19 protein-coding genes and 1 rRNA gene are annotated in these 16,786 nt (G+C 37.1%); 2 read left to right on the top strand and 18 right to left on the bottom strand.

Annotated elements, in window-relative coordinates; translation table 11 throughout:
• Window positions 1-53: 53 nt before the first annotated feature.
• The 5 genes from rsmA to metG all read right to left on the bottom strand — a co-directional run bounded on the left by rsmA (window position 54) and on the right by metG (window position 6,122).
• Window positions 54-935 carry a 16S rRNA (adenine(1518)-N(6)/adenine(1519)-N(6))-dimethyltransferase RsmA gene (rsmA, locus tag AC3WSK_RS23035; protein WP_079563678.1) on the bottom strand — a complete coding sequence of 294 codons (882 nt, stop codon included), beginning with the start codon at window positions 933-935 and terminating at the stop codon, window positions 54-56.
• Window positions 928-1,494: a ribonuclease M5 gene (rnmV, locus tag AC3WSK_RS23040; RefSeq protein ID WP_079563677.1), complete on the bottom strand. Its 567-nt coding sequence runs from the start codon at window positions 1,492-1,494 to the stop codon at window positions 928-930. The genes rsmA and rnmV overlap by 8 nt, the downstream gene beginning before the upstream one ends.
• 270 nt (window positions 1,495-1,764) lie before the next feature.
• On the bottom strand, window positions 1,765-2,985 hold the full coding sequence (locus tag AC3WSK_RS23045) for a resuscitation-promoting factor (RefSeq protein ID WP_492414941.1): 1,221 nt from the start codon (window positions 2,983-2,985) through the stop codon (window positions 1,765-1,767).
• Between the two features lie 137 nt (window positions 2,986-3,122).
• Complete coding sequence (locus AC3WSK_RS23050) at window positions 3,123-3,893, bottom strand: TatD family hydrolase (RefSeq protein ID WP_492414940.1); 771 nt, start codon at window positions 3,891-3,893, stop codon at window positions 3,123-3,125.
• A gap of 252 nt (window positions 3,894-4,145) precedes the next feature.
• Window positions 4,146-6,122: a methionine--tRNA ligase gene (metG, locus tag AC3WSK_RS23055; RefSeq protein ID WP_079563674.1), complete on the bottom strand. Its 1,977-nt coding sequence runs from the start codon at window positions 6,120-6,122 to the stop codon at window positions 4,146-4,148.
• Between the two features lie 437 nt (window positions 6,123-6,559).
• Here metG and abrB point away from each other — a divergent pair, with 437 nt between their 5' ends.
• Together abrB and AC3WSK_RS23065 are read left to right on the top strand one after the other, a co-directional pair.
• Window positions 6,560-6,838 carry a transition state genes transcriptional regulator AbrB gene (gene abrB / locus AC3WSK_RS23060; protein WP_079563673.1) on the top strand — a complete coding sequence of 93 codons (279 nt, stop codon included), beginning with the start codon at window positions 6,560-6,562 and terminating at the stop codon, window positions 6,836-6,838.
• 307 nt (window positions 6,839-7,145) lie between these two features.
• Window positions 7,146-7,355: a hypothetical protein gene (locus AC3WSK_RS23065; RefSeq protein ID WP_427484831.1), complete on the top strand. Its 210-nt coding sequence runs from the start codon at window positions 7,146-7,148 to the stop codon at window positions 7,353-7,355.
• 97 nt (window positions 7,356-7,452) lie between these two features.
• Here AC3WSK_RS23065 and rsmI read toward each other — a convergent pair whose 3' ends face one another.
• The 13 genes from rsmI to rrf form a co-directional block, all read right to left on the bottom strand.
• Window positions 7,453-8,325 (bottom strand): 16S rRNA (cytidine(1402)-2'-O)-methyltransferase, encoded by an 873-nt coding sequence (rsmI, locus tag AC3WSK_RS23070; RefSeq protein WP_079563671.1) that lies wholly within the window; start codon window positions 8,323-8,325, stop codon window positions 7,453-7,455.
• Complete coding sequence (locus AC3WSK_RS23075) at window positions 8,322-8,585, bottom strand: GIY-YIG nuclease family protein (protein ID WP_079563670.1); 264 nt, start codon at window positions 8,583-8,585, stop codon at window positions 8,322-8,324. The genes rsmI and AC3WSK_RS23075 overlap by 4 nt, the downstream gene beginning before the upstream one ends.
• Window positions 8,569-9,318, bottom strand: a complete 750-nt coding sequence (locus AC3WSK_RS23080) for a tRNA1(Val) (adenine(37)-N6)-methyltransferase (RefSeq protein WP_079563669.1) — start codon at window positions 9,316-9,318, stop codon at window positions 8,569-8,571. Before AC3WSK_RS23080 ends, AC3WSK_RS23075 begins: the two co-directional genes overlap by 17 nt.
• Before the next feature lie 63 nt (window positions 9,319-9,381).
• Window positions 9,382-9,738: a DNA replication initiation control protein YabA gene (yabA, locus tag AC3WSK_RS23085; protein ID WP_079563668.1), complete on the bottom strand. Its 357-nt coding sequence runs from the start codon at window positions 9,736-9,738 to the stop codon at window positions 9,382-9,384.
• A gap of 27 nt (window positions 9,739-9,765) precedes the next feature.
• Complete coding sequence (locus AC3WSK_RS23090) at window positions 9,766-10,581, bottom strand: PSP1 domain-containing protein (protein WP_079563667.1); 816 nt, start codon at window positions 10,579-10,581, stop codon at window positions 9,766-9,768.
• Complete coding sequence (gene holB / locus AC3WSK_RS23095; RefSeq protein WP_079563666.1) at window positions 10,574-11,578, bottom strand: DNA polymerase III subunit delta'; 1,005 nt, start codon at window positions 11,576-11,578, stop codon at window positions 10,574-10,576. The genes AC3WSK_RS23090 and holB overlap by 8 nt, the downstream gene beginning before the upstream one ends.
• Window positions 11,579-12,143: 565 nt before the next feature.
• A complete protein-coding gene (locus AC3WSK_RS23100; protein WP_079563665.1) occupies window positions 12,144-12,584 on the bottom strand; it encodes a YaaR family protein in 441 nt (146 codons plus the stop codon).
• Between the two features lie 88 nt (window positions 12,585-12,672).
• Window positions 12,673-13,002, bottom strand: coding sequence for a cyclic di-AMP receptor DarA (gene darA, locus AC3WSK_RS23105; RefSeq protein ID WP_049667342.1), 330 nt, complete (start codon window positions 13,000-13,002; stop codon window positions 12,673-12,675).
• A 231-nt stretch (window positions 13,003-13,233) separates the two neighbouring features.
• On the bottom strand, window positions 13,234-13,863 hold the full coding sequence (tmk, locus tag AC3WSK_RS23110; protein ID WP_079563664.1) for a dTMP kinase: 630 nt from the start codon (window positions 13,861-13,863) through the stop codon (window positions 13,234-13,236).
• A 17-nt stretch (window positions 13,864-13,880) separates the two neighbouring features.
• On the bottom strand, window positions 13,881-15,305 hold the full coding sequence (locus tag AC3WSK_RS23115) for an aminotransferase class I/II-fold pyridoxal phosphate-dependent enzyme (RefSeq protein ID WP_492414939.1): 1,425 nt from the start codon (window positions 15,303-15,305) through the stop codon (window positions 13,881-13,883).
• Between the two features lie 90 nt (window positions 15,306-15,395).
• Window positions 15,396-15,932: an HXXEE domain-containing protein gene (locus AC3WSK_RS23120; protein WP_079563662.1), complete on the bottom strand. Its 537-nt coding sequence runs from the start codon at window positions 15,930-15,932 to the stop codon at window positions 15,396-15,398.
• Window positions 15,933-16,161: 229 nt separating this feature from the next.
• A complete protein-coding gene (locus AC3WSK_RS23125) occupies window positions 16,162-16,596 on the bottom strand; it encodes an SRPBCC domain-containing protein (protein ID WP_079563661.1) in 435 nt (144 codons plus the stop codon).
• Window positions 16,597-16,711: 115 nt separating this feature from the next.
• Window positions 16,712-16,786 (bottom strand): 5S ribosomal RNA (rrf, locus tag AC3WSK_RS23130); the annotation flags it as partial.

The following is a 16,786-nucleotide window of genomic DNA, read 5'->3' on the forward strand; positions in this document are numbered from 1 at the left end:
CATAAAAACCTCATGTTTTTTTACGTATACTCAAAAAAGTTAACAAAAATTTTTTACTTTGCGAACGTAGGATATAGTACATCGGCTAATTTTCCAAACTCTTGAATAGTTAATGTCTCTCCTCGACGTGTTGGTTCAATATTTACCGCTTGTAAAGCATCCATTATTTTTTCTTTGTTTGCCTTACCATTTGGTAAACCCGATTGTAAATTATTGAAGATTGTTTTTCGTCTTTGTACAAACGACGCACGAGTAACAACAAATAAAAAGTCCTCATCAATTACTTTTACTGGAGGTTCATCATGTTTAATAAGACGAATCACTGCAGAATCAACATTTGGCTGGGGCATAAAAACAGTTTTCGGCACTGTCATGGCAATATCAGCCTTCACATAATATTGAATCGCAATTGATAAAGAGCCGTACTCTTTCGTTCCAGGTTTAGCCGTAATACGGTCTGCTACCTCTTTTTGCATCATGACAACAAATCCGCGAATTGGCAAACGATCATTAAGTAATTTCATTAAAATCGGAGTCGTCACATAATAAGGTAAATTTGCTACAACCATAATATCCTCAATACCCGGCATCTCTTCCTGAATTACTTTAGCAACATCCGCTTTTAAAATGTCTGAATGTACAATTGTAACATTATTATATGGACTAAGTGTGTCTTCTAATACAGGTAATAGTCGCTGATCAATTTCAAAAGATACAACCTTTTTTGCACTTCTTGCTAAATGCTCTGTTAGTGCTCCAATACCTGGACCAACTTCGATTGCACCACTATTTTCAGTTAAATTTGCGTGACTAACAATATTTCGTAAAATGTTCGGATCTACTAAAAAATTTTGACCTAAGCTTTTTTTGAATGAAAACCCATATTTTTTTAAGATTTCTTGTGTTCTAATTGGTGTTGCAATATCCTTATGCATTATTTTCCTCCTGATCTACCTGTGCGATTGCCGCACCAAATTGCTTTTCTGTGATTTGAAACATTTTTAATCTTTTATGGAGTTGTTTACCGTTTGTTGTACCAATATTCAAAATTTCTCCAAGACGATCACGACGAGCTTTCGCCTGTGGGTGGCCAATTAAACGTGCCGTCATTAAATCTTCGAGCGTAATGTCATCATTGGTTGGCTCAACATCATTAGGGGTATAGACATGCCGTAGCGCCTCGCGTATATCTTCATCTGCTGCATGCTCTATGCCTAGTCCTTTACCGTTTTTCGCAATTGTTTTAGCTTTTGGTAAAAAAGCGTGTTTTACACCTTTTACATGCTCCTCGATAATGGCACGAATTCGACGTCCTGGATAGTCTGGGTCAGTAAAAACAATAACACCTCTTTTATCCTGTGCATGCTGAATTCTCTTTAGTGTTTCCTCTGAAATAGCCGACCCATTTGTTTCTATTGTATCTGCTTGCACAGCTCGCTTAATAGCCGTTGTATCATCTTTCCCTTCAACAACGATGATTTCTTTTATTTGCAAAAAGGCCCCTCTTTTCTACCTTATCTTCAGACCATTTTACAACTGCACTGTATGATTGTACAGAAATTCACGGCTACTTACCTTATGCTTTTGCTTGTACTTTCTCTTTCGAGTAAACCGAGCAGTTGATGTTCCAGCTTAATTTCTGTAGATAGGACTATATTTATCCTCCAGTACAAATACTGAAAAAAGATAAAAAAAGCTCCCCCGCCAGTCAAAACGGGAAAGCCAGTAAGTGAAAAAACATTTTTGATTAATTTTACAATTTTTTTAATTTAATACTTTTATGCGAACTTTCCTAACTCCCCAAGAACTTGCTTGAGATTCCGTTTGTACAAGTATGTCGATCTTATTACCCTTAATTGCACCACCAGTATCCCCTGCTATAGCTGTTCCATAGCCTTCGACCCAAACTTTTGAGCCAAGCTTAATAACAGAAGGGTCTACTGCAATTACTTTCAAACCAGAGTTTGATCGTAAATCAATGCCAGTGGCAGATGTCCCCGAGCAGCCATTACAATACGGTGTATAGGCAGTTGCCGTTACATAAAATTCTCTACCGCTAGCTGGCTCTGTTGACCCACGTGAAACTGTCGGTGCACTAGCAACAGTAGCTACTACTGTTTTAGTCCCTACTGCAACTACTTGCTTCTGCGGTTCTTTTACAACATTTTTAGATTGTAGATTTTTAGCTACAACTTGGCCGTTCTCTTTTACGATTTCATACGTTTTAGTCATTAAACCTTTTTGGCCTGCTGTTACAATTTTTTGTTTTCCCTTTTGCAATGAAGCATCTTGCTTCTTTTCAATTGCGAAATCTAAAGAGTCTTCCACTACATCGATAACCTTTTCTACGCGAACTACTGTGATTTTACTCTGTGGAGTGATTACGTCCTTCAGGTTATTCTCGACACGATCGAATTCATTTAGCTGAATTCCTTGTTGTTTTAAAAAGTTAGCGACCGTAGTCGAAGTGGACCATACTTGTCTTTTGTTTACGCCATCGACAAGTGATACTTGAAACGCTTTTTGAATATCGATCTTGTTGTCTGCTCCTACTTCTGTATCTATGCCTTGTTTTAAAGAATCATGCTCTGATACTTCAATATTCGCTTCTTTCAAAATGTCTTTCACTTGTGTTTCAGTTGTCCAAACTTTTGACTGATTTCCATCAACTGAAATAGTTACTTCTTTTGCCTGTTCCCATGAAATTGCTAATCCATTAACAATTTTGGTGTTCAGAGAGGGTGATATTTTGTCATGCTCTGCTACGTCTATATTTTGACCTTGTAATAATTGTTCTACAGTTTTGGCATGTGTCGTTACTTCGATTGCTTCTCCGTTCGCATCCAGCGTTACGGTTTTTTTAGTACCTTGATAAAGTACGAATGAAATTACAGATACAAACAGAATAAGTGAAATAACGCTTATTACTGTTTGCTTACTCCTCAATGATCCTAAGAACAAGTTTTTCATGGAATTATTTGACATGAAAAAACGCCTCCTTAATATACAAGGTTGGATTATACGTACTAGATTTGGCACTGTCAACCCGAATGTATTTCTAAGAAAATTGACATAGCCTTTTTAGCCAACCACAAACCTAGTATTGGAGGCGTCTCAGCTAGTTAATTGTCAATCTTAAAAAATTTTTTCGCATTGGTTGTCGTTACCTGTGCAATTTCCTCAATCGGTAAACCCTTTAAACGTGCAATTTCTTCTGCAACTAACGGTACGAAAGCTGGTTCATTACGTTTTCCTCGATATGGATGGGGCGCTAAATACGGTGCATCTGTTTCGATCATCAAATGCTCTACTGGTATTTCTGTCGCTACTTCTTTCGGCATTCGTGCGTTTTTAAATGTCACCGGTCCACCAAGACTAATCATAAAATTCATAGCAATACATTCATGTGCGGTTTCCACGCTGCCACTAAAGCAATGCATAACGCCTCCCACGGAAGCTGCATTTTCTTCTCGTAAAATTTGAACAACATCCCCAGTTGCATCTCTGTTATGAATAATGATTGGTAAATCTAACTTTTGTGCCAAATGAATCTGCTTGCGGAAAAGTGCTTGTTGAACATCTTTCGGTGATTTATCCCAATAATAGTCCAACCCAGTTTCACCAATACCCACTATCTTTGGATGTGCTGCTAATTCCTCAATCCAATCTAAGTCCTCTTGTTTACAATCAATGGCGTCAACCGGGTGCCAGCCTATGACACCATAAACAAAATCATATTGCTCAACTAGTTGCATTGTTTTTTCAATGGTTTTGCGATCGAAACCAACAACAACCATCGTTTCTACTTTGGCCTCAAGAGCTCTATCTATAACCTCTTGTAAATCCTCTTCATACTGATCTGCGTTTAAGTGTACATGTGTATCAATGAACATCGTCGATCTCCTAACATAGATTTTATTAAAAATTATTATTTCGTATTTTACATAACTGTTACAAATTTATTACAAACAATTTTGTATTATAACATTTCGCATAACCAAAGCGCCCTCATTTGTTACTTTTTACCTAAAAAAATCTAATTTTTACTGCAAATAAATTATTTCAAGATAATAAATTACTCATTTTCAAATGGATTTTAAAAGCCTGCTGAACTTTTTTTATTCAGCAGGCCTTCCTAAAATTGTTTACTTTACTTTTGCGCCATTCTCTAGTTTTGAATCCACCGATGCTAATTTTAAAATCCCATCTTTTTCACCAGCTAGAATCATTCCTTGCGATAATTCACCGCGTAATTTAACTGGCTTTAAGTTAGCGACTACAATCACTTTTTGACCAATTAATTCATCTGGAGAATAGAACTTTGCAATACCTGAAACTACTTGTCGTTGCTCATATCCAAGATCCACTTGAAGCTTTAATAATTTGTCTGCTTTCGGAATCGTTTCACACGCTGTTACAGTAGCTACACGTAAATCCACCTTCATAAAATCATCAATTGTAATTTCAGGAATTTCTGGAATATCCGCAGCTTTCTGATCAGCTTTTGATTCTTCTTCTTGCGGAGTTTTCACTGAACCACGCATTTCCTCACGAATATACGTAATTTCAACTTCATTTTCTAGACGAGGGAAAATCGGAATTCCTTTTTCTACCACTTTAATGTTTGCTGGAATAGTATTGCCGAATGTTTCAATTGTTTCCCATGCTAAGAATTTGTCATCTAACCCTAATTGTTCAATAATTCGCTTAGGAGTAGAAGTCATAAATGGTTGTAACATGACAGCAATTTGGTGTAAACTTTCCGCCAAATTTCGCATAACAGCTCCTAATTTTGGCTTATCAGTTTCCTCTTTAGCTAGCACCCATGGTTGAGTTTCATCTATATATTTATTTGTTCTTGAAACTAGCGTCCATAAGTCGGCTAATACGACACTAAATTGCATTTTTTCCATACTTTCTTCATATTTAATACGAACTGATTCAGCCTGTTCTTTTAAAGCTGCGTCAAACTCTGTCGATTGAAGATTTTCACTTGGAATAATGCCATCGAAATATTTATTAATCATTGAAATAGTACGATTCAATAAATTTCCTAAATCGTTTGCTAAGTCGAAGTTTGTACGTTCAACAAATGATTCTGGCGAAAATACACCATCAGAGCCGAATGGTAACTCACGCAATAGGAAATATCGTGTTGCATCTAAACCATAACGCTCTATTAACATTTCAGGATAAATAACATTGCCCTTTGATTTAGACATCTTACCGTCCTTCATCATGATAAATCCATGAGCAAACACTTTTTTAGGAAGTGGTAAATCTAGTGCCATTAAGAAAATTGGCCAATAAATAGTATGGAATCGAACGATATCTTTACCAACTACATGTACATCTGCCGGCCAATATTTATTGAATAATGTTTCATCCTCTGATAGATAACCTAATGATGTTATATAGTTAGTTAAAGCATCTACCCATACATAAATTACATGTTTAGGATCTCCTGGAACTTTAATGCCCCAATCAAATGATGTTCTTGAAACAGATAAATCTTCTAGCCCTGGTTTAATAAAGTTATTAATCATTTCATTTTTTCGAGATTCAGGCTCAATAAAATCAAGGTTTTCTTCATAATAAGCTAAAAGACGATCAGCATATTTCTTCATATTAAAGAAGTAAGATTCCTCTTTAACTTTGTGTACTGAACGACCACAGTCTGGACAGTTACCGTCTACTAATTGTGTCTCAGTAAAAAATGATTCACATGGTGTACAGTACCAACCTTCATACTCACCTTTATAAATATCACCATTATCTAAAAACTTTTGGAAAATCTTTTCGACAGTTTTCGTATGACGCTCTTGCGTTGTTTGAATAAAGTCATCGTATGAAATGTCCATTAATGCCCAAAGCTTTTTCGCAGCATCTGCAATCTCATTTACGTATTCTTGAGGATGCTTTCCCGCTTCAGCGGCTTTTTCTTGAATTTTTTGCCCATGCTCATCCATTCCAGTTAAAAAACGTACATCATACCCGAGTAAACGTTTATAACGTGCAATTGTATCTGATGCTACAGTTGTATACGCTGTACCAATATGGAATTTCCCACTTGGGTAATAAATAGGGGTTGTTATATAGAATGTTTTATTTTGTTCGCTCACTAGAACTGCCTCCATTGTTTCACAGTATACTATCTATTCTAACTAAGTACGAAATTCGTTTCAACTTCTTTCAGTGGGTGTCACGTAATCAGAAAGGAGCTTAATATAGGATGTTAGCCGATTCCAGACGCAATTATGCCGAGGCATAATTGGTTGAAAGTTTCTCGAGCGCGAAAAATGTCGAATAATATAATAAATCCATTTAATGTATTAAATAAGAAGCTTTTTTACTATAAATTAAAATATATAATAAAAACCTTTTAAAAAAACCAAAATATCTGTTTTCTTCTCAAAAAATTTTTTCGAAACAATAATATTAGTGTATTAATTAATTGACGTTTATGGCATTACTTGGTATGATAACTATCAGACAAGGAATTATGTCGAAATTTGACGAAATACCAATATAACTTTTAACATTAGGAGGAAATATAATTATGAAATCAACAGGAATCGTTCGTAAAGTCGATGAATTAGGTCGTGTAGTAATTCCAATCGAATTACGCCGTACATTAGGTATTGCAGAAAAAGACGCTTTAGAAATCTATGTGGATGACGACAAAATCATCTTAAAAAAATATATGCCTAACATGACATGTGCTGTAACTGGTGAAGTTTCTGATGATAACTTCCGTCTAGTTGGTGGTAAATTAATTTTAAGCCCAGAAGGCGCAGAAATGTTAGTGAATGAAATCCAATCTAACTTAAAAAAATAATTTGATACACACCTAAATCAAGCACAGTGATTTGGGTGTTTTATTTTTTATCAATTTCTCCTTAGCGTAATTGCGTCCAGAGGCGTTATTATTTAATAGAAGATAACTATAATATAACCAATTTTTAAGTCCCTTATAATGTCCATGTCAGACCTTTCATAGTTAAGGGTACTATTTTTTACAATTATTATCAATTAAATAGTTTATATGCTCCTCAGCAAAACGTATGGTTGATTTCCGTTCCGACTGGGCGCTTTGTTGCTGCCGCTTCGCTTTCGCACAGAGCAAAGCTTCCTGGGGGCGTCCGATGAGCCGCTTGGGCCAACAGATGTTTTTTGCGCGAAAGCGTAGTGCTAACGTAGCGGCAGCAGAGGGTTTTGTTTGTGCGAAAGCGCAGCGACAGCAACAGCATGATGTTGGTCACGGAGGCGTTATCACAGAATGTGATGCTTTTAGCCTCCGTTCCGCTATTGCTGATCCTCAAGGAGTCGCCCAGCCTCCACTCCAATCAGCTTAAATACATGGCATGGCCTTAATAAATTGGTGTTAACCACCTATTTGAATAGATATACAAAAAAAGAGGTGCCTATATTAAGGCGACCTCTTTCTTTACATTAACTATGGTATTCATTATAGATTTCTCGCTTAGCTACTTGACGTAGTTTGGCCACTTCTTTTATAGCTTCTTTTGATGTAACACCATTTTGATCAATAATATAATCAACATGTTCAACAATAGACATTGTCATCCAATAGGCTTGTTCATCATTTTCTTCCTCATCATTTTCATTTCCTTCAAGGACAATACAAAATTCTCCTCGAATTTCCTCTGTTTGTGACCATTCCACTGCTTCAGCCAACGTACCACGTAAAAACTCTTCGAATTTTTTAGTTAGCTCGCGAGCTAATACAATTCGACGATTACCAAGAATAAATTCCATGTCTTTCAAGGTTTCCTTTATACGGTGAGGAGCCTCGTAAAACAAAATGGTTTCCTGACGTTTTTTTAGTTGCTCTAATTGCTGTCGACGTTCCTTTTTTCCTCGATTTAAAAATCCATAAAAGAAAAATGGCTGCGGTGTTAATCCGGAGGCGATTAATGCTGATATTGCGGCATTGGGACCTGGCACCGGCACAACTGGAAAGTCTTGCTCAATTGCTTTTTCGACTATATCTGCACCAGGATCGGAAATACACGGTAGACCAGCATCACTAACTAATGCAACTGTTTTTCCTTCACGTAAGAATGCTAATAACTTCTCTCCCCCCACCTCTATATTATGTTCATGATAGCTGATCAGGGGTGTTGCTATATCAAAGTAGTTGCAAAGCTTTTTGGTATTACGTGTATCCTCAGCAGCAATAATATCTGCTTCCTTTAAAATACGTAACGCACGCACACTCATATCCTCTAGATTACCAATAGGTGTTCCAACTAAATATAAACAACCTGTATGATTGTGCATTGTACTTTTTTGAGATTTCATAACGCATCCCTCCCTATATATTTCATTTTTTGCGTTCGTGTTAGCTGTTTAAAAGCATATTCTGCACGCATCGCCTCTTGTTTCGTATCGAATTCCTCTACATAAATACATTCCACTGGTCCTCGTGCTCTCGTATATTTTGCTCCCTTACCAGCATTATGTACAGCGACACGCCTGTCTACATTATTCGTGTAACCAGCATAAAAGGATTGGTCGGCACATTCTAACACATAAAAATAATGGTTACTGTTCTTTTCCATAAAGAATTTCTCTCACTTCTGCTGTATATTCATTATCCGCATTATAAACATACAGGGGTGGTAATATTTTCAGATCCGGTTTACCGTCCTTAATTCCTTCTATTAATAGTGTGTTGGCCTCCTTACCCTCTTTCGGGTAAATAAATTGCATACGTTTAGGCTCTATACGATTCGCTCGCATCGCCGTAACAATATCTAACAACCGACCAGGACGATGAACAAAAGCGGCCTTTCCGCCCTGTTTTAATAATTTACTTGCTGACTGTATTGATTCCTCTAACGTTAAATATAGTTCATGGCGGGCAATAGCGTAATGCTCACTTAAATTTTTATCACTAGCTTCATGTGCTAAAAAATATGGCGGATTACATGTTACAACGTCATACTTTTCAATACCAAGCTCCTTAGGAATTTCCTTCACATCACCAAGGACCATATGAATTTGCTCTTCCAACTTATTGTAACGGATACTTCGCTCAGCCATATCAAATAAGCGTGGTTGAATTTCTACTCCTGTAATATGTCCCTTTGTTCTAGCACTTAGAAAAAGTGGGATTACACCATTACCTGAGCATAAATCAACAATTTTTCCTTTATGGTATGGGACACTAACAAATTTCGAAAGTAGCACTGCATCCAATGAAAACGAAAATACAGAGGGGCTTTGAATAATACGTAAATCCTCAGCTAATAAATAGTCTAACCGTTCGTCATCTTTCAACCATTCTTCCATGTTTCTTCCTCCTACTATACAAAACAAAAGACTGACACCACCATAGTGGGAATCAGCCTTCTATTACACATTTTGTTTATTTAAAAATGATAGACAAAACAGACAGTCTTCACCTTTACGTGAACTTCCGAAATGAACATGACAAACATGGAAGCCTTCATGGTACAAACGTGCTAGGTTATCATAACCCTCGCCAATATCTAACGGATTCTCTTTCTTCTCATCAGTAGTCTGTTCAGAGTTTTCATTAGAAAGTAATTCTTCTAGACGTGTACGAAGGTGATGATTTTCTGTTTCGAGTGTCTTATGCTCCTCCATCATTAACGCTACAAATTGTTTCAATGCACCAAATTGCTCCTGCATTGCTTCGAGCTGTTGTTCGAACTCCATAACGGTATCTAAGAAATTACGGTCCTTCACCCAAGCCACCTCATTCAGTTCTCTATCTTATATAAGATTTTTTTCGCATGCTAGCAGTTCTTCTAGTGTATACTCGACTGTACGCTCCTGCTCATGTAAATATACTTGAATGAGTCTCTCCAGTACATTTAAACCTACAACTTTACCTCGTCCATCTGGTGTCATCGTTAATTCACCGATGTCTGGCATGCCCTCTTTAGCTTCCTCATATTCATCATTTTCATATTTCAAGCAGCACATTAAACGACCGCAAAGACCTGAAATTTTAGATGGATTTAAAGATAAGTTTTGATCTTTAGCCATTTTAATAGAAACCGGCTCAAAATCTCCTAAAAATGTTGAGCAGCAAAGCATCCGGCCACATGGACCAATACCACCTAACAACTTCGCCTCATCACGTACACCAATTTGACGAAGTTCGATACGTGTTCTAAAAACGGAAGCTAGATCTTTTACAAGATCTCTGAAATCAACGCGTCCTTCAGCCGTAAAATAAAAGATGATTTTATTACGATCAAATGTATATTCAACATCAACGAGCTTCATTTCTAAATTATGTTCAATGATTTTTGTACTTGCTAGTTCAAATGCACGCTTTGATTCGGCAGCATTTTCCTCTACTTGAATACGATCACGTTCATCCGCTGGTCGTAGAACTTGTTTAAGTGGTAAAACAACATCATTATCCTCAACAACCTTTTGAGGGACAACTACTTTACCATATTCTACACCGCGAGCTGTCTCTACAATAACATATTGACTGTCCTCTAGTAGATATGATGCTGGATCAAAATAATATATTTTACCCGCTTTTTTAAAGCGGACTCCCACTACATTATACAAATGTATACCCCTCCTGCAGATTTAGCATTAACTGCTCCATCATTAACGTCCTATTCATGTTACGCTGTAAAGATGAACGCGCCTGTAAAATAGACTCCATTTGACTAGATAGACGTTCATAAGTCGAATGTAACGCAGCTTCTTTAAATGTCTGTAACATGTCTGGGTAAGTACAAGCTGATTCGGGATTAGCTTTTATTGACACTATATCACGGTAAGCAAATAGTAGTAAATCTAATGCCTGTTCCATCTCGCCTTTTTCTTTAAATAATGGCAACCATTCTTCATGTACAACAAGCATTGCTTCATGTACGTTCTGACGAATTGCCTCTACTAATTTTAACACTGTTTTTCGAGCATGTGCAAACTGCTCATCATTTGCTAAAATCATAGCTGTTTCGAGCTCGTTCGTCATCATGCTCACTGTAGAAGCCATCGAATAAGAAATATTATTATCTTGTAGATGCTTTAACAATAAATGTCGAGGCATTTTTTGAAATTTAATATGCTGACAGCGAGAGCGAATCGTTGGTAAAATTGACTGCATTTGCTCCGTTAATAAAATCGCAGTTACCTCACCATCAGGTTCCTCTAAAAATTTAAGAATCATGTTTGCAGATGCAATATTGAGACGGTCTGCATGATGAAGTACATAAATCTTACGTCCCTCTTCAACACCCATCATCTTCATTTCTGCAATTAATTCACGTATTTGATCAATTTTTATAAATTGACCCTCGGGATAAATTTGATGAATATTCGGATGATTACCCGAATCAACACGTCTGCAATTTCGACATGTTTCACATGGAACATTTTGAATTGGTTGCTCACAAAGCATTAATTTGACAAAAAACTGCATTATATCTACTTTGCCTGTCCCTTTTTCACCATCAAAAATGTATGCATGTGCTAATCTATGTTTGTCAAAAATCGTTTGAAGCTGCTTCATTACGACTGGTTGCAGTGCGAATAGCTCTTCAACATTCTTGGCCATATATTAAAATTCCTTCCTATATCAATTACACTTATAGCATAATTGTTTCCTATTGCTCAATTTTATAGATCATCACCAAAACGTGTGGTTGATTTCCGTTCCGACTGGGCGCTTTGTAGCTGACGCTTCGCTTTCGCGCAGAGCAGAGCTTCCTGGGGGCGTCCGATGAGCCGCTTCGCTCGCTCCAGGGTCTCGGGCCAACAGATGTTTTTTTGCGCGAAAGCATAGTGCTAACGTAGCGGCAGCAGAGGGTTTTGGTTTTGTTTGTGCGAAAGCGCAGCGACAGCACCGATGTTGGTCACGAGGGCATTATCACAGGATGTGATGCTTTTAGCCTTCGTTCCTCTATTACTAATCCCCAAGGAGTCGCCCAGTCGTAACGAAAATCAACTTATTAACATAGTAGACGTATTAATAAAAGTCATCCACAACTTTTGGTGATGAACCAATTTTCGTACAGAAATATCTACAGTTTTAGAGCAGATAGATTAGTTTCATCGTGAATTGAATTCATACCATTCAGTTTGAAAAAAGCCCGCGCCTACAAGAGAACGAGACACGGGTTTTACATATACAAATTAATTAATAAGCCTTTTATCTCACCGATTTTATCGAGAAGATCAATTGCTTCCTTTTCTTCATCTAAAATATCTTGAGCAAGCTCCACAAGACGCGTATCGATAGTTTCAATAATTTTCAAACGTCTTCCTTCACCAAAACGATTCCATGAATGCGATTGTTTTAAATCCATACCATGCTCTACTGTTTCTTGTAGAAACCGTTTAACAAGCATTTTAAAACGAGCAAGCTCTCGTAAATTACGCGATCTTGCGACACGATCACCTGCTGTAGAAATATCCCCTAGCAATCGCGTAAGCTGTTCAGTTTGCAATTTGGTGCCTTGCTTGACGACCATATCTCCAAATCGGTTATTTTGATTATTGTTATGCAGTGGTTCTTTACGATTAGTATTTAACCCGACACGTATATCTTGATTGATCTTCAAGCTGTTTCGCCCCCACTTGCTTTCTATACCAAATACACAAAAGCTAAATTATAATGTGTTTTTCTTCCCATTTAACGTGGCAAATAATTTAAAAATGATGGAACTGTTCAATTGGTAATACAAAAACTGTCGCTCCACCTACCTCTACCTCCACAGGATAAGGTATATAGGAATCTGTATTCCCGCCTAATGGCGAAACAGGTGCAACCATTTGTTCTCGTGCACGACAATTATCACGAATAATATCTAAAACTTTGGGTATGAGAGAGTCTTCCGTTCCAATAAGAAACGTCGTATTTCCAGAGCGTAAAAATCCTCCAGTGCTCGCTAATTTAGTTGCACGAAACTGATTTTTCGTTAAAGCATTCGATAAGCGGCTGCTATCCTGATCTTGCACTACAGCTACTACTAACTTCATTCGCACTCACCCCTTCGATAAAATTCATCTAAATAGATTTTAGTTACCTTTTCCGTGACATAGGTTAGAGTTCCTCTGTTTCAGTAGGTGCTCGGAACATCTACTAAAATAAAACTACTTCTTCATTCATCTCAAAACATTCGCTACTGTCGCGCAGAAAACATTTTCTGAATGAAAATAAGATTATAGTTGTTACCATTATATCACATTGTGGTAGACAACTTCATGCATTTACTGTATTGCTTCATATATTAATGACCATACATCTTCAACAACATGATCAATATTTTGGTCCGCATTGACGACATGTATACGCTCAGGATAACGCTCCACTAGCTGTAAATATCCTTCCCGAACCTTGTTATGAAAAGCTAAACTTTCAACATCTAAACGATTGACCTCTCGCTCTCCATGAGCATGAATCCGTGCCAAGCCTACCTCTGGTGCAAGGTCAAATAAGATTGTCATATCAGGTAACTTCTTACCGATTGCAAACTCATTAATAGATAATACTTCATCAACGCCGATACCACGTGCATATCCTTGGTATGCTAAAGAGGAATCGATAAAGCGATCGCAAATAACCATTTTTCCAGCATCCAACGCAGGTCGAACTTTTTCAAAATAATGCTGACTTCTCGCCGCTGCGTATAATAACGCTTCTGTATGCTCATCCATGGCTGTATGTTCGGGGTCTAAAATTACGCTCCTAATTTTCTCAGCAATCTCAATACCACCAGGTTCTCTCGTTGCTAATACATCAATCTTTTCCTCCGCAAGTCGCTCGGCTATTTTTTGAATGACTGTTGTTTTTCCAGCACCTTCTGGACCTTCAAATGTAATAAATAAATTGCAATTCATGCTGTTATAGCCTCCAACTATTTAATGATCTTAATCATCTTTTCTTCTAAACGGTGATTTCCTTGAAACGTTGCACCAGTAGCTAGTAACTCCTCTAACTGACTCAGCTTTGCCACGGTTATTTTTTCTCCTGGAACAAGCAGTGGAATACCGGGTGGATACGGAATAATCATACTTGCAGAAATACGTCCCATCGTTCGCATATACGGTAACCATTCTGTTTCCGCCTTTTCCATTTCATCAAATGTATAGGAAGGTTCCGTAATGGCCACAAAATTATAGGCCATTTGTGAAGCAGTTACGATTTCTGCCTTTGGTGTACTTAATAACAATGTTATAGCCTCTTTAATACGGACACGTATTTCTGCAAATGGATAGTTATGCCCCTGTTTCAACAAAGGTAGCACAAGCAATACTTGATTTGCATCTGCCAGTTCTGCATATACATGCTTTGCTTCTAATGCTTCCTGTAATTGAAAACCTGTATACCCCTTAACACGTAATAATAATTTGATAGGGTCGTCTACCTCAATAACTTCCAAAGAGCCAATAGCTCGTAATGCCTCGATCCATTGATTTCTTTTTTCTATTATATATGCACCGTCACTCTCCATATATGTCTGTACATAATAACGTGCATCATCTAAAGAAGCCAATAAAAGATAGGACGGGCTGCTAGATTGTAGCATACGTAAATAGTGATTTATTTTGTCGACATCGACTAAGTTAGAATTAACATGCATAAAGGATGCCATTGTCATCGCTGGCAATGTTTTATGCGCAGACTGTACTACTATATCTGCACCAAATGTCAATGCAGATGGCTGAAATAAAGTACATGCACTAAAATGAGCTCCATGTGCTTCATCCACTAAAACTGGAATACCTTTCTCATGACAATACGCAATCTGCTGCTGTATTTCTTTCGATGTCATACCATAGTAAGTAGGATACGTTAATACTACTGCACGTGCGTCTGGATAATAATCAACTGCTTTTTTCAAATCTTTATAAGAAACATGGGTTGCTGTTAATGTTCGTTCATCCCATAGCGGGGATACAAATACAGGCTTTGCCCCAACAAGCTCAATCGCGTGAAATATAGACTTATGTGCATTACGTTGGACAATAATCGTATTACCTTTTTTACATGTGGCATAAATCATTGCTAAATTCCCGACTGTAGATCCACCTACTAAAAAGAAACTTTTCATCGCCCCATATGTATCTGCCAATAAGTTTTCTGCTTCTAATATCATTTCCTCTGGATGATGTAAGTCATCGAGACCTGATAATTCAGTCACATCATATCGCATTACATCTTTAAAGGGCTGAGGAAGATGGGATAGTTCTCCGTGTTTATGCCCTGGTACATGAAAGGAAATATTTTGTTGTTGTTGAAAGCGCTCTAATCCCTCTACAATCGGCTTTTTCTTTTGCAAAACAAAACACCCATTTCCGTTATATTCTTATTTAATTATAACACTTACGTTAGAAAAAAATTTACTGAATGGATATAAATAAGTTGAAATTCATATAACCTTTTTCCCGATCCAATGTGCTAGTAATGCAATAGGGATCAATAAAAGACAAAATGGCAAGCAAACAAAAATAATGTTCCATGTTATGACGTTATTAATTAATAACGAACGATACAACATTAAACTATATGGAATGACGATTATCAAAGATGTGAGTGCACCTGGTGTAATGGAACGAAGAAAAATAGACTGTGCAAGGTGAGTGAACGCATGTAGAAAGTAGGTTAGCGTAACAACAGTGAAGAAATAGATATCTCCGAACGGCCCTTGATTCACATATTGATTTGCTACAAAAGTGGAACTACTTACAAACATAAATACTACGACTACTGCTACGGCAAACTGTGCTGTCGACATCGAGAACTGTTTAATAACTCGATTAGCCATTTTTTTAGGCAATCTTTCATACAAAATCGTAGAATTCTTATTCAACCACTTTTCAACCATTATGATTTCTTCAAAATCATGGAGAATAAACATAATAGGGAATAACCAAATGAGTGTTTGAATACCTATCCATTGCTCCATAATGATTCCTCCTTTTTAAATTATATTGAGTAATTACTCAAATATTTCTCAAAAAAATAGCTCCTCTCTCAATACGATGTGGTTGATTTCCGTTTCGATTGGTCGCTTTCATGGCGCGTGCTTGATAAGTCAGAAAGGTCATTGCAACTAAAAGCAATGACCTTTTCTATGACATGACACTCTTCTTTTATCAGTAACAATTATGCCGAGGCTAATTATGTCGGAAATACTAAATACTAGCCTTTATTGCCATCTCTTGTACTAGCTGTTCTACTAATGGCGGTACAAACTTTTCTAAAATTGGATTCATCATTCCTGCAAGGAAACCACTTGCCTTTAATGTTAAATTACCTTCTAACTGACATGTACCATCCTGATTTTGTGTAACTTCAAAGTATCCATCACCATTTAAAGGATCTGATAAGCCTACCAAATCAAATATAACCTGATTAGGATTTGATTCCTTACACTTAAGTTCAACCTTTACAGCTTTTTGGATCATTCCAAAATCCCCTTGAAATACCCAAATCATATTTCGTTCACTTGGGAATTCATGATGTAAATAACCAGGTATTAGTATAGCCCACTCTTCTTTATTTCGAATAAACTCCTGTAGCTTAGCTTTTTCAATTTGAATATTTTCTCTATATACCCCTGTTGCCATTTAAATACCCCTATATATTTGTTTATTTAAATCAATTAAATTCTAACATTTATTGGGTGTTATTACTGATTTTTTTAAAATAAAAAAACCACTGATTTCTCAGTGGCTACTTTGTGCCTAGCGACGTCCTACTCTCACAGGGGGAAGCCCCCAACTACCATCGGCGCTAAAGAGCTTAACTTCCGTGTTC

The organism is Lysinibacillus sp. EB271-A1-10B (assembly GCF_058791335.1).